Raw genomic sequence first — 15,457 nt, 5'->3', positions numbered from 1 at the left:
CGACCGTTCGGTCAGTTGCCTTCCTTGACGGGCTCGCCCTTGGTGCGGAGCTGCTGCACGAGGCCGGAGGCGACTCGGACCTGCACCTTGTTGGTGCCGTCGCCCACGTCGAGCAGCAGCTCGTTGTCGTCGATGACCTTGACGATCTTGCCGATCAGGCCACCCTGCATCACCACCACGTCGCCGCGGCGCAGATTCTTCAGCATGTCCCGATGATCCTTGGCCTTGCGCTGCTGCGGCCGGATCAGCAGAAAATACATGATCACGAAGATCAGGATGAACGGCGCGAACTGGATCAGGAAGTCGGTACCGCCGGGGGCGGCACCGGCCGCCTGGGCGAAGGCTGGGGTCACGAACATCGGGTCAACTCCATCGGCCCGCCGCCGCCCGCAAGCCGGACCGACGAGGCATTGAGACATCGAAGGGAGGACGGCGTACCGCCCGCTCGAAAGTGGCCGGAATATACCTAGGCCGCAGGACTTTGCAAACCAAAGCTACGTGCGGGCGCTCTCCGGGCGGTCCTCTAGGTAGTCTCCGGCAGGAATCGCCGCAAAGCGTACCGCAAACGGCCTTGCGTGGTTTGCATCGGCACGCCTGACGGCCTAGAGAATACGGCGACAGTACCAACCGGTACGCAATCGACCAACAGGAGGACGGATATGAGCGCATCCGCCATCGAGACCCTGAACGCCCATCTAGAACGGATCGCCGGGCTTCTCGAGCGGTTGGCGCCGCCCCTGCCCGAGACACCGGATTTTGCGGCGGCCGATGCCTTCGTGTTCATTGCCGAACCGGTGTCGCTGCAACCGGTCCGGCGGGTCAACCGCGTGGAGATCGGCCTTCTCAAGGGCATCGATCGCAACCGCGACATGATCGTCGCCAACACCGAGCGCTTCGCCCGCGGCCTGCCGGCCAACAACGTGCTGTTGTGGGGCGCGCGCGGCATGGGCAAGTCGTCGCTGGTGAAGGCCGCCCAGGCGGAGGTCAACCGGCGCCTCGCCGGTCATCCGGGCTTCACGCCGCTCAAGCTGATCGAGATTCATCGCGAGGATATCGAGAGCCTGCCCATTCTGATGAAGATGCTGCGCGACAGCGGCCATCGCTTCGTCCTGTTCTGCGACGACCTCTCCTTCGATCACGGCGACACCTCCTACAAGTCGCTGAAGGCGGTGCTGGAAGGCGGCATCGAGGGGCGGCCGGACAATGTCGTCTTCTATGCGACATCCAACCGGCGCCACCTGCTGCCGCGCGACATGATGGAGAACGAGCGGGCGACGGCGATCAATCCTGGCGAGGCGGTCGAGGAAAAGGTATCGCTATCGGACCGCTTCGGCCTCTGGATCGGCTTCCACAACTGTTCGCAGGATGACTATCTCGAGATGGTGCGTGGCTATGTCGCAGCGCTGAAGCTCGATGTCGATCCGGAGGTGCTGCGGGCGGAAGCGCTCGAATGGGAGCGGACGCGCGGCGCGCGGTCGGGCCGCGTCGCCTGGCAATATGTGCAGGACCTGGCCGGCCGGTTGCAGCTCGAGGAGTGACGGCCGGCCGTCGGGTCCGGAGGAGAGAAAGATGAAGCGTGTCGTGGCGGTGGGCGCGCTTGCCCTGCTGGCCGGCTGCGTGTCGGCGCCGGTGCCGGTCGTCCACAAGACCGGATCGAGCTTTGCTGAGCGGCAGGCGGTGGCCGACCAGTGCCGCATCGAATCGCTTGCGAAGATTCCGCAAGCGATGGTCACCGAATATCGGCCGCCGGAATACAGCCCCGGCTTTACCGAATGCCGGCACGATCCGGTCAGCGGCCGCCGCTACTGCCGCGAGACCGGCGGATTTTTCTATCCCGGCAGCAGTCGCACGCGCGACGTCAATGCCGAATTGCGGGAGCGCTATATCGGCAGCTGCCTGCGCCGGTCCGGCTTCGACGTCATTGCCAAGCCGATTTGCGGCGGCGACGCGAAAACGGCCTACCTGGCCGGTCGCGACACTCAGGCGCCGGCCGCCTCGCTCGCCTGCGTCACCGACGACGAGCGGATCATTCCGCGCGGCTGGCGTTGACCCCTCGCCTTCGTCCGGCAAGGCCGGACGGCGATCTTGCCAGGAAAGAGCGATCGATGGCCGAGGCGCGGCCTTCGGGGCGCCACGCCATCAGGCGGCGACACGGACGACGAGTTTTCCGAAATTCCGGCCTTTGAGCAGGCCGATAAAGGCGTCGGGCGCGTTTTCCAGGCCGTCCACGATGTCTTCCTTGTAACGCAGCTTTCCCGAGGCGAGCCATTCGGTCGCTTCTCTGTAAAATGCAGGTCGCTGATCGGCGAATTCACGCTGAATGAACCCACGGATCGTCAGGCTTTTCGTCAGGATCGCACGCATGAGGCCCGGCAGACGATCCGGCCCGGAAGGAGCCGTTCCTTCGTCGTTGTAGTGCGCAATCAGACCGCAAACGGGAATGCGCGCAAATTCATTCAGAAGCGGGAATACGGCGCCCCAGACGGCGCCGCCGACATTTTCGAAATACACATCGATCCCATCCGGACAGGCGTCGGCAAGCTGTTCGGCAAGATTCCCGGCACGATGATCGACAACGGCATCGAATCCGAGTTCATCCCTCGCGAAAGCACACTTTTCCGGACCGCCGGCAATGCCGACCGCACGCGCACCCTTGATCCTGGCGATCTGGCCCACCGCCGAGCCCACGGCACCGCTGGCGGCGGCGACCACAACCGTTTCTCCCGCCGCAGGCTTGCCGATCGTCAGAAGGCCGGAATAGGCCGTGAAACCCGGCATTCCCAGCACGCCGAGCGCAGTGCTCGGTGGCGCAAGCGACGGATCGAGCTTGCGCAGATCCGAACCATCGGAAATGGCAAGGCTCTGCCAGCCGGAATAAGAACAGACGATATCCCCCTTGCCGAAGTCCGGATGACGCGAGGCGATCACCCGCGCCACGGTTCCACCTTCCATGACCTCGCCGATCTCAACCGGCCTTGCGTAGGATTTTGCCGCGCTCATGCGCCCGCGCATATAGGGATCAAGTGAAAGATAGAGGATTTCGAGCAGAACCTGGCCATCAGCAGGTTCTGCAACAGCCACTGTTTCCAATCGGAAATCGGAAATCCTGGGTTCACCCTTCGGGCGGGCGGCCAGTACTATCCGGCGGTTTTCCAAATGAGACATGTTCCATTCCCGGTCATCGTGCCTATGAGCGTCAACGCTACAACACGCCCGGGAAACTGGAAATCGATATATGCACAGGCATCCCGGATGCCGGATAATGCAATGCGCCGATCATCGCCCTTGCGATTCACCAGCGGGCATCAAGCGGATGAAAAAAAGCCGGCGGCCGAGGCCGCCGGTTGCAGGATTGTGCTGTCTCGGACGATCGACCGTCAGCCGCTGAGGTAGGGCAGCGGATCGACCGGACGGTTGCCGTTGCGGATCTCGAAGTGAAGCTGCGGCCGGCTGACGTTGCCGGTGGCGCCGACCTTGGCGATGGTCTGGCCGCGCAGGATGCTGTCGCCGCGCTGGACCAGCACCTCGCTGGCGTGGGCATAGGCCGACACGAAACCATTGGAATGCTTCACCAGCACCAGGTTGCCGAAGCCCTTCAGCTCGTTGCCGGCGTAGATCACCTGGCCGCCCTCGGCCGCCTTGATCGGCGTGCCCTCGGGCACTTCGATATTGATGCCGTCGTTGCGCTCGCCGCCCGGCTTGACGCCGAAGCCGGAAATGACGCGGCCGCGCACCGGCCAGCGGAAGCTGCCGTCGGCGGCGCTTTCGACGCCGGTGGAAGCCGGAGTGGCCGCCTTGACGCTCGGCTGGGTCTGGCTTGGAGCCAGCGCCGCCTGCTGGCTCGCTTGCTGGGCGGGCTTGTTGCCGGCCGGCGGCAGCAGGCCCGGCGTGGCGTCGGTGGCGGTCGAGGTGGAATTCGCCATGGCGACCGTCGTGGTCGCCGGCGCGGCGGGCTTGCCCGGTGCGGCGGCCGCCACGTCGCCCGACACCGATCTCGGGACCGGCGGCTTGGTGGGCGGCAACTGGCCGAGGATCTGCGGACCAGGCGCGGTGGCCGAGGCAGCCGGCGGCGCGGCAACGGCGCTCTGCTGACCGTAGGCCGGGATGACGATACTCTGGCCGGGCGTCAACTGGGCGCCGGCAACCAGACCGTTGGCGGCGAGCAGCGACGATTCGGCGACCCCGTAGCGGCGGGCGAGCACCTGCACGCTGTCGCCCGGCTTGACGGTGATGGACGTGCCGTTCGAGGGCGTCCAGGGCTGGGCGGCGGCCGGCGCCGCACCGGTCGGAGGCGGCAGGCCGGCGGTCTGGGCCGGCCGGACGTAGGCGCCGTTGTTGACGACGGCGCCCGGCGCCGGCGGCAGCGCGCTGGAGGACACGGCGCCCGAGGGATAGGTGGAGGCCGGCGCGGCATAGGTCTGCTGCGTGTAGGCCGGTTGCGCATAGGCGGGCTGCGCGTAATTCGCCTGGGCGTTTATGGATCCGGTCGGCATCGGATCGGCGCGGCCGATGATCTGGTCCTGGTTGTCCGTCTCGGCAAACACGTTTCCGAAACGGCCCACGTCGCCGCTGCAGCCGGCCGAAAAGCCCGCCAGAATGGCAACGGCGGCAACCTGGGCCAGGAAGCGGGAGGTCCGGCAGATCGCTAGGTTACTCATGATCATCAGGTCTCGCCTGCTCGACTTCAACTGCAATGATTAAGCCGCAGTAACGTTGACAAAGGTTTAAAGCGACAAAGCAACCGGCCGGGCAACAACGCGAAATCCAGGGGAAACGGCGGCTTTCCGCAAGACTTTTGGCGAAGGCGCCGAGCCCGTCGCCGGGACTCACAGCCGCCGCGCCACGCCTTCCGTCAACGGGAACTGCCGGATGGTGCCGAGTTCGGCGCGGTGGAACAGCCGACCGTCGCGGGAGATTCGCACCAGGGTCTGCGTGTGGCCGGTTCCGACGGGGGCAACCAGCGTTCCCCTGTCGGCGAGCTGGTCGAGCAGCGCCGTCGGCACCTTTTCGACCGCGCCGTCGACCAGGATGCGGTTGTAGGGCGCGTAGCGGGTAAAGCCTTCGAGGCCGTCGCCGAGCAGCGTGGTGACGTTGGTGATCTTCAAGGCCGACAGGCGATCCTCGGCGATGTCGATCAGGCTGCGAAACCTGTCCATCGTCACGACCTGCGCGGCGAGGTGGGCGAGAATGGCCGCCTGGAAACCCGAGCCGCAACCGACCTCGAGCACCTTGTCCTCCGGCTCGATGGCCAGGGCGGACACCATCAATGCCACGGTGGAGGGGGCGTTGATGGTCTGGCCACATTCGATGGGCAGGGACCGATCGAGATAGGCGCTCGCCTGATGGGCGGCGGCGACGAACATGCGGCGCGGCACACGCTCAAGGGCGCGCAGCAGCCGGGTATCGGTGACACCCATGCCGCGGAGCTTCATGGTCAGCTCCGCGATCGCCACCTTGTCCGGCTCGAAAGGCCTCATCGACACCATTCTCTCACGCAATGCCACAAACTTGAATTGTGACGCTGCATTTATGACGGAGGTGTCAAAAGTAAGACAAACAGCCTTGAAAAAGCGTTTCCGTCAAAACAGTGCCTGTAGTTTTTCCATGGTGGCATTGTCGGTGAGGTCGAGGCGGAGCGGGCTGACCGAAATCTTGTTGCGCGAGATGGCGAAGGCGTCCGTCCCTCCCGCACACAGCATCTCGCCGCGCCGGAAGGTCAGCCAGTAATAAGGCTTGTGGCGGGCGTCGATGCGCTTCTCGACGTCGATGCCATGGTCGTAGGCGAAGTTGCCCTGCCGCGTCACCTCGACGCCGGCCACTTCGGACGGCGGGCAATTGGGGAAGTTGACGTTGATGAACGTGCCGTGGGCGATCCCCTGCCCCGTCAGCTTCCTGAGGATGTCCGGTCCCAGCGCCTCGGCGGTCTCGAACGGAATACGGCCGACGAAATCCTCGTAGGCCTGGCTGAGCGCCACGGCGGGGATGCCGAGCAAGGTCGCCTCGATGGCGCAGGCGACCGTGCCGGAATAGGTGACGTCGTCGGCCATGTTGGTGCCGGCGTTGACGCCGGACAGCACCAGGTCCGGCCGGCCGGGCAGGATGTGGCGGACTCCCATGATGACGCAGTCGGTGGGGGTGCCGCGCACGGCGAAGCGGCGCTCGTCGATCTTGCGCGCCCGGAGCGGGTCGTGCAGCGTCAGCGAATGGGCGAAGCCGGACTGGTCGGTTTCGGGGGCCACCACCCAGACGTCGTCGCTGAGCGCGCGGGCGATATTCTCGAGTGCCACGAGGCCCGGCGCATGAATACCGTCATCGTTGGAAATCAGGATTCGCATGGCCGGTTCTTCCGTTCCTGTGTTCAGGCTTTCTCGATACGCGTAACGCCGCCCATCAGCGGCAGCAATACGTCCGGCACCGTCACGGAGCCGTCCTCGTTCTGCCAGGTTTCCATGACGGCAATGAGGGCGCGGCCGACGGCGACGCCCGAGCCGTTGAGCGTATGCACGAAGCGCGTGCCCTTCGGCTCGCCGACCGGGCGGAAACGGGCGTTCATCCGGCGCCCCTGGAAATCGCCGCAGACCGAGCAGGAGGAAATCTCGCGGAATTTCTTCTGGCCGGGCAGCCACACCTCGATGTCGTAGGTCTTGCGGCTGCCGAAACCCATGTCGCCGGTGCACAGCGTCACGACACGGTAGGCGAGCCCGAGCCGCTTCAGCACCTCCTCGGCGCAGGCGAGCATGCGCTCGTGCTCGTCGAGCGATTTCTCCGGCGCGGTGATCGAGACGAGCTCCACCTTGTTGAACTGATGCTGGCGCAGCATGCCGCGCACGTCGCGGCCGGCCGAGCCGGCTTCCGACCGGAAGCAGGGTGTCAGCGCCGTGAAGCGCAGCGGCAGGTCCTTCTCCTCGAGGATTTCCTCGCGGACGAGATTGGTGAGCGGCACCTCCGCCGTCGGGATCAGCCAGCGGCCATCGGTGGTCCGGAACAGGTCTTCGGCGAACTTCGGCAACTGGCCGGTGCCGTACATCACCTCGTCGCGCACCATCAGCGGCGGAATCACTTCCGTGTAGCCGTGCTCGATGGTGTGAAGGTTGATCATGAACTGGCCGAGGGCGCGCTCGAGGCGGGCGAGATGGCCCTTCACCACGGTGAAGCGGGCGCCGGCCAGCTTGGCGGCACGCTCGAAGTCCATCATGCCGAGCCCCTCGCCGAGCTCGAAATGCTCCTTCGCCCAATTGAATTGGCGCGGCTCGCCGAACCGGTGGTGCTCGATGTTGGCGCTCTCGTCCGGCCCGTCGGGCACGTCGTCGAGCGGCGGGTTGGGAATCACCGACAATGCCGCGTCGAGGGCGGCGTCGAGCTCGCGTTCCTTCGCCTCGCCGTCCTGAATGAACGACTTGATGCGCGCCACCTCTTCCATCAGCTCGGCGGCGCGGGCTTCGTCCTTGCCGGCCTTGGCCTTGCCGATCTCCTTGGAGGCGGCATTGCGGCGCTCCTGCGCCTCCTGCAGCGACTTGATATTGGCCCGGCGTGCGTCGTCGAGGCGGACAGCCTCCGACGCAGTGGCTTCGGCGAGGTCCGCCGACTGGCCGCGCCGCATCAGGGCGTGCTTCAGGGCTTCCGGATTGTCGCGAATCCACTTGATGTCGAGCATTGGCTTTCCCCGCGCGGCACGTCCGCCGGAGCCCTCGCATCAGCCTTCGGTGGTGGTGGAGACGTCCCGGGACTCGCCGCGCTTGTTGATATACCTGACGGCAATGATGGACACTTCGTAGAGAACCATCGTCGGAACCGCAAGCAGGATTTGGCTCATCGGGTCGGGCGGCGTCAGCACGGCGGCCACCACGAAGGACAGCAGGATGGCGTAGCGACGCCAGGACTTCAGCCCTGCCTCGGTGACGACGCCGATGCGGCCGAGCAGCGTCAGCACCACCGGAAGCTGAAACACGATGCCGAAGGCGAAGATCAGCGTCATGATCAGGCCGAGGTATTCCGACACCTTGGGCAAGAGCTCGATCGCCGCCTGCCCCGGCCCGCCGGCCTGCTGCATCGACAGGAAGAACATCATGATGGCCGGCATGACGAAGAAGAACACCATCAGCGCGCCGAGCAGGAACAGGATCGGCGTGGCGATCAGGAACGGCAGGAAGGCCTGCCGCTCGTGCTTGTAGAGGCCCGGCGCCACGAACATGTAGATCTGGTTGGCGATCACCGGAAAGGCGATGAACAGGGCGCCGAACAGGGCCAGTTTGAGCTGGGTGAAGAAATACTCCTGCGGCGCGGTGTAGATCAGCCGCACGTTCTGCGCCTCGCCCGCCGCCCGCTCGTAGGGGATGACCAGGATGTTGAAAATATCCTGGGCGAAGAAGAAGCAGATCAGGAAGCAGACGAAAATCGCCACCACCGATTTGAGGAGACGCGACCGCAATTCGGCAAGGTGCTCGATGAGCGGCGCCTTGGACGCCTCGATCTCGTCATCTTCTTCCTTGGTGCTCATGCGGCGCTCCCCTCCTTGCCGTCCGAGGACGAAGCCTCGGGAGCCCGTCCCTCAACCGGCTTCTCCGTCCCGGCCGGCGGCGGCGTTTCCGCCGGGCGAGCGACCTCGACCGGCGCCGGTCCGTCGACCGGCGTCTCCGCCGCCGCGGGAAGCGAGGCGTCGGTCGGGGCCGGAGTATCGGTCGGGGTCGGCGCAGGCGCCGATTCGGCAGCCTGCGGCGGAATCGGTGCCGTCACCGATTTCTTCAGATCGTCGCCGAAGGTACGAACGGGATCGAGGGTTTTCTTGATGTCGGTCAGCGGATTGGCGTTCTGGATGCTGTTCTTGAGGTCGGAAAGATCGGCCTCGCGCTCCGCCTCGCGCAGCGCCTGATTGAACTGCGCCTGCATGTCGCCGGCCATGCGCCGCGCCTTGCCGACCAACTGGCCGACCGTCCTGAGGAGACGCGGCAGATCCTTGGTGGGAAAGACAATGAGCGCCACGATGGCGATCACCAGGATTTCCGTCCAGCCGACTTCAAACATCGCTCACTCGCCTGCCATCGGCGCACACCGCGCCATCAGGCGCGACGCCCTATGGATGAACGCAAGATACGAGGATCGATCAGACTCTGGGCGAGTCGTCGGTCTTGTTCTCGGTGGGCTTCGGCGGCGTTTCGTCGTCGTCGGACATGCCCTTCTTGAAGTTCTTGATGCCCTTGGCGAAGTCGCCCATCAGCTCGGGAATCTTGCCCCGACCGCCAAACAGAATGAGGACAACGACCAAGACGATCAGCCAGTGCCAGATGCTCAACGAACCCATTTTTGTCTCCAGAGGGCGTAGCCCGCCCAAAAGTGGCGGCACTGTCGCACAACGCACGCCCCGTCGCAAGAAACCGCGGCAAGGCTATGGAGGAATTCCGGCTTTCTCAAGATTCGGGCCGGCCAACCCGGCAAAAGCCTCATTCCTCGGGCGGCAGCGGCTGGTAATCTTGGAAATCGAGCTCGGTCAAAGGATCCTCGTCGGGCATCAGGGTGTCGGAAGCGTTGGGAATCGGCACGCGGAAGCCGGGCGGTACGGCTCCTTCCAGGAAGCCCGCCGCCTTGAGGTCGTCGACGCCCGGCAGATCGGTCACCGCTTCCAGGCCGAAGTGGACCAGAAAGGCCTCGGTGGTGCCGTAGGTGAGCGGCCGCCCCGGCGTGCGGCGGCGGCCGCGCATCCTGATCCAGCCGGTCTCCATCAGCACGTCGAGGGTGCCCTTGTTGGTGGAGACGCCTCTGATCTCCTCGATCTCGGCCCGGGTGACCGGCTGGTGGTAGGCGATGATCGCCAGCGTCTCCAGCGCGGCCCGCGACAGCTTTTTCGGCTCGACCTGCTCGCGCGTCAAAAGGTGGGCAAGATCGGGCGCCGTGCGGAACATCCACTTGCCGGCCACCTCGACGAGGTTGACGCCGCGCGAGGCATAGATGGTGCGAAGGTCGGACAGAACCTGCGGAATATCCGTGCCGGGCGCCAGGCGCTCGGCAAGCTCCTCGGCGCCGACCGGCTGGGCGGAGGCGAACAGGATCGCCTCGGCGCCGCGGATCGCCGTCATCCAGGCCTCGTATTCCGCCGGATCGCGGTCGCCGGCGAACAACCGGAGCTGGCCATGCGGCGTTTCGTCGGTGAAGCCCGAACGGTTCATGCGCCGTCCTCCTCGGATGTGTCGGGCCTGCCCTGCCCCTTGCGCAGGTAAAGCGGCGCGAACGGCCCGGATTGCATCAGTTCCATCCGTCCCTCGCGCACCAGCTCCAGCGAGGCCGAAAAGGCCGAAGCGCGGACCGTGGCCCGCGATTCCGGGCCGGTCATGTAGTGGATGAGATAGTCGTCGATCGGCGCCCAGTCGGCAATCGTGCCGATCAGCCGCTCCAGGAGGTCGCGGGCGTCGGCCAGCGCCCAGACCTGCCGCTTGCGGACGGTGTGGACGCGCACCATGTCGCGCTGGCGCTGCCGACCGTAAGCGTCGAGCAGGTCGAACAGGCTCGCCTCCCACAGCGAGCGCCGCACCAGGCCGGTTTCCTCGGGTGCGCCGCGCGGCAGCACGTCGCGGCCGAGCCGGGAGCGGTCGATGAGCCGGCCGGCCAGGATGCGGATGCCCTCGAGGCGCTTCAGCCGCATGGCCAGCATGCCGGCGAGCTCTTCGGCCGAAGGCTCGTCCCCCGGCGCCTCGTCGGGCGGCAACATCAGCCGCGACTTGAGATAGGCGAGCCAGGCGGCCATGACCAGATAGTCGGCGGCCAGCTCCAGCCGGCGCTCGCCCAGCCGCTCGATGAAGGCAAGATACTGGTTGGCGAGGGCGAGGATGGAGATGCGCGCCAGGTCGACCTTCTGGTTGCGGGCGAGCGTCAGCAGCAGATCCAGCGGCCCTTCGAAGCCTTCGAGATCGACCACGAAGGCCTCGTCGGCCGTCGGGTCGATGTCGAGCCGGCTGTCGCTCCACTCGTCGGTCGTCGCCATCGGAAGGCCGTTACCCCGCGTTGCGCCGGCTCACACGCCGGCGACATCAAAGGCGGCCAGCGCGGCATCGAGCCGGGCGAGGACGCCGTCGGCGTCATCATGCGGCGATCCGGCGCGCCCCTTCAATGCCCTTTCCGCCCGTGCCGCCGCTTTTCCCACGAGTTCGGGCGCCTCGGCGGCGACGGCGACCATCTCGCCCATGTCGCCCGAGCAATGGAGCGCGATGTCGCAGCCGGCGGCCAGCGTAGCCCGTGCCCGTTCGGCGAGCGTGCCCTTCAGGGCGTTCATGGAAAGGTCGTCCGAGAACAGCAGGCCGTCGAATCCGATGCGATCGCGGATGATCCTTTCGATGACGATCGGCGATTGGGTGGCCGGCCGATCCGCGTCGATCGCCGTATAGACGAGATGGGCGGTCATCGCCGCCGGCAGGTCGGCCAGCGCGGCGAAGGGCGCAAAATCCGTCGCAGCGAGACTGTCGAGATCGGCGTCGACCACCGGCAGTTCGTGATGGCTGTCGACCCGGGCGCGGCCGTGACCAGGCACGTGCTTGATCACCGGCAGCACGCCGGCGGCCGTCAGTCCGTTGGCGAAGGCGCGGCCGGCGGCCGCCACCCGGTCCGGCCGTTCGCCGTAGCTGCGGTCGCCGATGGCCGGCGTCATGCCGGGGGTGGCGATGTCGAGGCAGGGCGCGCAGTCGACGTCGATGCCGACGGCGGCGAGATCGTCGCCGATCAGGCGGGCGACGTCTTCAATCAGCTCGAGGTCGCCGGCGACGGCCGCCGCCCCGGCGAGCTGCCGGCCCGAGGGATATGTGCGCCAGTGCGGCGCCGTCAGCCGCTGGACGCGTCCGCCCTCCTGGTCGATCAGCACCGGCGCCTTCCAGCCGAGGGCATCGCGGAAGTCGCCGGTCAGGCGCCTCACCTGGTCGGGGCTCTCGACATTGCGGCGGAACAGGATGAGACCCCAGGGCGCCGCGTCGGCCAGGAAGGCGCGCTCATCGGCGGAAAGCGCCGTTCCCCTGAGGCCGGTCACGAAGGCGCGAGACATCGATGGTTCTCCATAGGAAAGGCCGCGCCGGATGCCATCCGGCATCCCGACGCGGCCGAAAGTCGCAAACTTGCGATCAGCGGGCGATCAGGCAGTCGCCACCGGCGGCGCGAAGCTGTTCGCAGAGCGCCACGGCGGCTTCCTTGGTCGGCGCACCGACGCGCGCCCGGTAGTAGACGCCCTTGCTGCCGAGATCGGCCTGCTGGATGTCGACCACCGACGAACCGAGGACCGACGGGAATTTCCGCTGCAGCGCGGTGAAGGCGGAACGCGCCGCTTCCTCGCTGCGCTGGGACGACAACTGCACGTAAGCGCCGGCGCTGCCGCTGGCTGCCGCCGCCGCCGCCGGAGCGGCCTGGGTGGCCGCGGGCAGGCTTGCCACTTGCGTCGGCGCGGCGGGCAGCGCGGCCGCGGCCGTCAGGTCGAGCGGGCCGGATGACGGCGCGGCGGCGGGCGCCACCGGCTTTTCGGGCGGCAGCGGCGCCGACGCCTGGGTCGGTACGGAGGCCGTCGTCTCGACGGAGGCATCCGACGCGGCGTCGGCCACGGCGGCGAGGTTGATCGGCATCGGCTGGCCGGAAGCGTCGGTCAGATTGCTCGGCGGCAGCCCTTGAGGCGTAACCTGCGCGGTATCGGCGGCCACGGTCTGATTGGTCGGAGCGAGCGGAGGAAGGCCCGTGCCACCCTCGGCATCGTCGGTCGCGGCATCGCCCTCGCTGCGGGCGATGATCTGGCCGGCCCCATCGCTCGGCAACGGGGCGGCGGCCGGCGTGCCGGCCGTCTTGTCGGCCGGGGTCTCGATCAGCGAGCCGTCGGGCCGCACCAGCACGGTGCGAACGCGGCGGGGTCCGGTTTCGTTGGGGTCGAAGCCGGTCGGAAGCTCGGCCTCCACCTCCTGGCCATCGGGAAGGGTGATCCGCGAGACGTGCGGCGTGACGGCCGGCAGCTCGGGCACATCGCCGCTGCGGGCGACCAGCCGCTCCTCGCTCTTGGGCGGGGTGCCGCCGACGGTATCGTAGACGGAGGTGCCTTCGGAAGAAGCGACGACTTCCTGGGCGTTGGGATCGGGCTTGACCTTGTAGGGCCCGTCGGGCGCCCGCACCACCACGGCCTCGCCGAAGCCGGCCGAACCGCCGAAGAAGGCCCAGCCGGCGAAACCGGCGGCCACGAGAAATACCGCCGCGGCGGCGGCGGTCATAAGGCGGCGGCGACCGTGCGGGGAGGCAGGCTCGGCCTCCGCCTCGCCGGCATGCGGCGGAAGAACGCCGAATTCGTCAACGACCGGATCGACGCCGTCGCGCTCGAACTCGGCCATGAACTCGTCGAGAGCCTGATCGTCCCAGGGATCGTAAGCCTGGCTCTTCTTGCGCGCACTGGCCGGCTTGTAGACCTGGCCGGTGCGAACGTCGACGGGATTCATCGAGGCGATGTCCTGCTCCAGTTCGGCAGCCAGGGCATCGACGAACTGATCCATATCGGCATCGCTGGCTTCGCGGCCGCTGAGAAGATCCTCGTAGAAGCGCTCCTCGTCGGTGAGACGCTCATCGCCATCGGACACGGCAGGCCGCATCGGTGACTGTTCGGCTGCGCTGCTCCTAACCATCGGCGTCGCTCTTCCCGTTTTTCTTCGCCCCGCCAGAACCAGACGTTCCGACGATGCGGCTACCTCATCTCTTGGGGCGCATTGACGCCAAGAACCTCAAGGCCCGACGCGAGAACATTCCTGACGGCCTTGACCAGAGCCAAGCGCGCGTGGGTCAACAGTGGTTCAACAGGGTTAACAAAACGCAAATCTACATTTTCCTTGCCGGCGTTCCAATGTCCGTGGAAGTCGCTAGCCAGTTCATACAAATAAAAAGCGATCCGGTGTGGCTCGTGGGAGTCGGCGGCGGCGTCGACGACGCGGGGAAATTCCGCCAGCTTGCGGATCAGCGCCAGCTCGGCGGGATCGGCGAGCAGATGCAGCGGCGCCGCCGATTCGTCGGCTGCCGCCACTTCGGGCGCCGTTTCGCGCGCCTGCCGCAGGATCGAATGACAGCGGGCATGGGCATACTGGACGTAGAAGACCGGGTTGTCCTTGCTCTGCTCCTTCACCTTGACGAAGTCGAAGTCGAGCGGCGCATCGTTCTTGCGCATCAGCATCATGAAGCGCACGGCGTCGCGGCCGACCTCCTCGACGACGTCGGCCAGCGTCACGAAGTCGCCGGACCGCTTGCTCATCTTCACGGGCTCGCCGCCCCGATAGAGCTTCACCAACTGGCAGAGCCGGACGATCACCTCGATGGTGCCGCCGGAAATGGCATTGCCCACCGCTTCGAGCCGCTTGACGTAACCGCCGTGGTCGGCGCCGAGGATGAAGATCATCTGCTTGAAGCCGCGCTGGTACTTCGAGCGCATGTAGGCGACGTCGGCGGCGAAATAGGTGTAGCTGCCGTCCGACTTGACCAAGGGACGGTCGACGTCGTCGCCGGCCGCCGAAGAGCGGAACAGCACCTGCTCGCGATCCTCCCAATCCTCGGGAAGCTGGCCCTTGGGCGGCGGCAGGCGGCCGTCGTAGACGAGATCGCGCTGGCGGAGCTCCTCGATCATCTCGGCGATCTCGGAGGGCTCGTTGCCGCGCGGATCGTGCAGCGTCTTCTCGGAGAAGAACAGGTCGTGCCGGACGCCGAGCAGCGCCAGGTCGGCCCGGATCATGTCCATCATCATGTCGACGGCGAGCTTCTTGACGACCGGCAGCCACTCGGCCTCCGGCATGGTCAGCAGCCGGTCGCCCCATGTCGCCTTCAGCGCCTCGCCGACCGGCTTCAGGTAATCGCCGGGATAGAGCCCTTCCGGAATCTCGATCGTCTCGCCCAGCGCTTCGCGGTAACGCAGGAAGGCGGAGCGGGCCAGCACGTCGATCTGGCCGCCGGCGTCGTTGATGTAATACTCCTTGGTGACGTCGAAACCCGCCTTGGCCAGCAGCCGGGCCAGCGCGTCGCCCACCACGGCGCCGCGGCAGTGGCCGACGTGCATCGGGCCGGTCGGGTTGGCCGAGACATATTCGACGTTGACCTTGAGGCCGCCGCCGAGACTGGTCGCGCCGACGTCGAGCCCCTGAGCCAGAGAGGTCTTCAGAAAGCCGGTCCAGAAGGCCGGCGACAGGCGGAGGTTGATGAAACCGGGCCCGGCGACCTCGACCGCCTCGACATCGGCGTCCTGCCGGAGCGCGGCGGCGATCTCCTCGGCGAGGTCGCGCGGCTTCCTGCCCAGCGGCTTTGCCAGGAGCATGGCGGCGTTGGTGGCGACATCGCCGTGGCTGGCATCGCGCGGCGGCTCGACGGCGATGCGGGCGAGCGCGTCGGCCGGTACGTCGAGCGGCAGGGAAGCGATGGCCGAGCGGATGCGCTCGCCGAACACCTGGAAGATATTCATCGGGTACCTCGTGGGAGCCGGAAT

The 15,457-nt window shown here is 66.7% G+C and carries 16 protein-coding genes; 2 read left to right on the top strand and 14 right to left on the bottom strand.

All coding sequences use genetic code 11. From position 1 onward, the window contains the following. Nucleotides 1-11: 11 nt before the first annotated feature. Complete coding sequence (gene yajC, locus CJ014_RS23135; protein WP_100082873.1) at nt 12-359, bottom strand: preprotein translocase subunit YajC; 348 nt, start codon at nt 357-359, stop codon at nt 12-14. A 300-nt stretch (nt 360-659) separates the two neighbouring features. On the opposite strand from yajC, the gene CJ014_RS23130 reads away from it, so the two are divergent. Together CJ014_RS23130 and CJ014_RS23125 are read left to right on the top strand one after the other, a co-directional pair. After that, nucleotides 660-1,538, top strand: coding sequence for an ATP-binding protein (locus CJ014_RS23130; RefSeq protein ID WP_100082872.1), 879 nt, complete (start codon nt 660-662; stop codon nt 1,536-1,538). A gap of 31 nt (nt 1,539-1,569) precedes the next feature. Then, nucleotides 1,570-2,049 carry a hypothetical protein gene (locus CJ014_RS23125; RefSeq protein ID WP_100082871.1) on the top strand — a complete coding sequence of 160 codons (480 nt, stop codon included), beginning with the start codon at nt 1,570-1,572 and terminating at the stop codon, nt 2,047-2,049. 90 nt (nt 2,050-2,139) lie between these two features. Here the strand turns inward: CJ014_RS23125 and CJ014_RS23120 are convergent, their stop codons facing one another. The 13 genes from CJ014_RS23120 to argS form a co-directional block, all read right to left on the bottom strand. Beyond that, nucleotides 2,140-3,165, bottom strand: coding sequence for an NADP-dependent oxidoreductase (locus CJ014_RS23120; protein WP_100082870.1), 1,026 nt, complete (start codon nt 3,163-3,165; stop codon nt 2,140-2,142). Nucleotides 3,166-3,377: 212 nt separating this feature from the next. Then, complete coding sequence (locus CJ014_RS23115; protein ID WP_165790962.1) at nt 3,378-4,658, bottom strand: peptidoglycan DD-metalloendopeptidase family protein; 1,281 nt, start codon at nt 4,656-4,658, stop codon at nt 3,378-3,380. Between the two features lie 168 nt (nt 4,659-4,826). After that, entirely contained in the window at nt 4,827-5,477 is a 651-nt protein-coding gene (locus CJ014_RS23110) for a protein-L-isoaspartate(D-aspartate) O-methyltransferase (RefSeq protein WP_245427589.1), read from the bottom strand. Nucleotides 5,478-5,579: 102 nt separating this feature from the next. Beyond that, nucleotides 5,580-6,335, bottom strand: a complete 756-nt coding sequence (gene surE, locus CJ014_RS23105; protein ID WP_100082867.1) for a 5'/3'-nucleotidase SurE — start codon at nt 6,333-6,335, stop codon at nt 5,580-5,582. 23 nt (nt 6,336-6,358) lie between these two features. Continuing rightward, nucleotides 6,359-7,654 (bottom strand): serine--tRNA ligase, encoded by a 1,296-nt coding sequence (gene serS, locus CJ014_RS23100; protein ID WP_100082866.1) that lies wholly within the window; start codon nt 7,652-7,654, stop codon nt 6,359-6,361. A gap of 39 nt (nt 7,655-7,693) precedes the next feature. Then, nucleotides 7,694-8,497 (bottom strand): twin-arginine translocase subunit TatC, encoded by an 804-nt coding sequence (gene tatC / locus CJ014_RS23095; RefSeq protein WP_100082865.1) that lies wholly within the window; start codon nt 8,495-8,497, stop codon nt 7,694-7,696. Continuing rightward, nucleotides 8,494-9,021, bottom strand: coding sequence for a Sec-independent protein translocase protein TatB (tatB, locus tag CJ014_RS28330; RefSeq protein WP_100082864.1), 528 nt, complete (start codon nt 9,019-9,021; stop codon nt 8,494-8,496). The genes tatC and tatB overlap by 4 nt, the downstream gene beginning before the upstream one ends. 79 nt (nt 9,022-9,100) lie before the next feature. Continuing rightward, nucleotides 9,101-9,298, bottom strand: a complete 198-nt coding sequence (locus CJ014_RS23085) for a twin-arginine translocase TatA/TatE family subunit (protein WP_100082863.1) — start codon at nt 9,296-9,298, stop codon at nt 9,101-9,103. A gap of 139 nt (nt 9,299-9,437) precedes the next feature. Then, entirely contained in the window at nt 9,438-10,160 is a 723-nt protein-coding gene (scpB, locus tag CJ014_RS23080) for an SMC-Scp complex subunit ScpB (RefSeq protein WP_207765848.1), read from the bottom strand. Beyond that, nucleotides 10,157-10,972 carry a segregation and condensation protein A gene (locus CJ014_RS23075; protein WP_100082862.1) on the bottom strand — a complete coding sequence of 272 codons (816 nt, stop codon included), beginning with the start codon at nt 10,970-10,972 and terminating at the stop codon, nt 10,157-10,159. Before CJ014_RS23075 ends, scpB begins: the two co-directional genes overlap by 4 nt. A gap of 30 nt (nt 10,973-11,002) precedes the next feature. Next, nucleotides 11,003-12,019: a beta-N-acetylhexosaminidase gene (gene nagZ / locus CJ014_RS23070; protein ID WP_100082861.1), complete on the bottom strand. Its 1,017-nt coding sequence runs from the start codon at nt 12,017-12,019 to the stop codon at nt 11,003-11,005. 76 nt (nt 12,020-12,095) lie between these two features. Next, nucleotides 12,096-13,577, bottom strand: coding sequence for an SPOR domain-containing protein (locus CJ014_RS23065; protein ID WP_165790961.1), 1,482 nt, complete (start codon nt 13,575-13,577; stop codon nt 12,096-12,098). A 104-nt stretch (nt 13,578-13,681) separates the two neighbouring features. Continuing rightward, nucleotides 13,682-15,433, bottom strand: a complete 1,752-nt coding sequence (argS, locus tag CJ014_RS23060; RefSeq protein WP_100082859.1) for an arginine--tRNA ligase — start codon at nt 15,431-15,433, stop codon at nt 13,682-13,684. Between the last annotated feature and the right edge of the window lie 24 nt (nt 15,434-15,457).

The organism is Pleomorphomonas carboxyditropha, from assembly GCF_002770725.1.
Classification (GTDB): domain Bacteria; phylum Pseudomonadota; class Alphaproteobacteria; order Rhizobiales; family Pleomorphomonadaceae; genus Pleomorphomonas; species Pleomorphomonas carboxyditropha.
The sequence above is the reverse complement of the archived record's forward strand: the minus strand, read 5'-3'. Positions and strand labels throughout refer to the sequence as shown.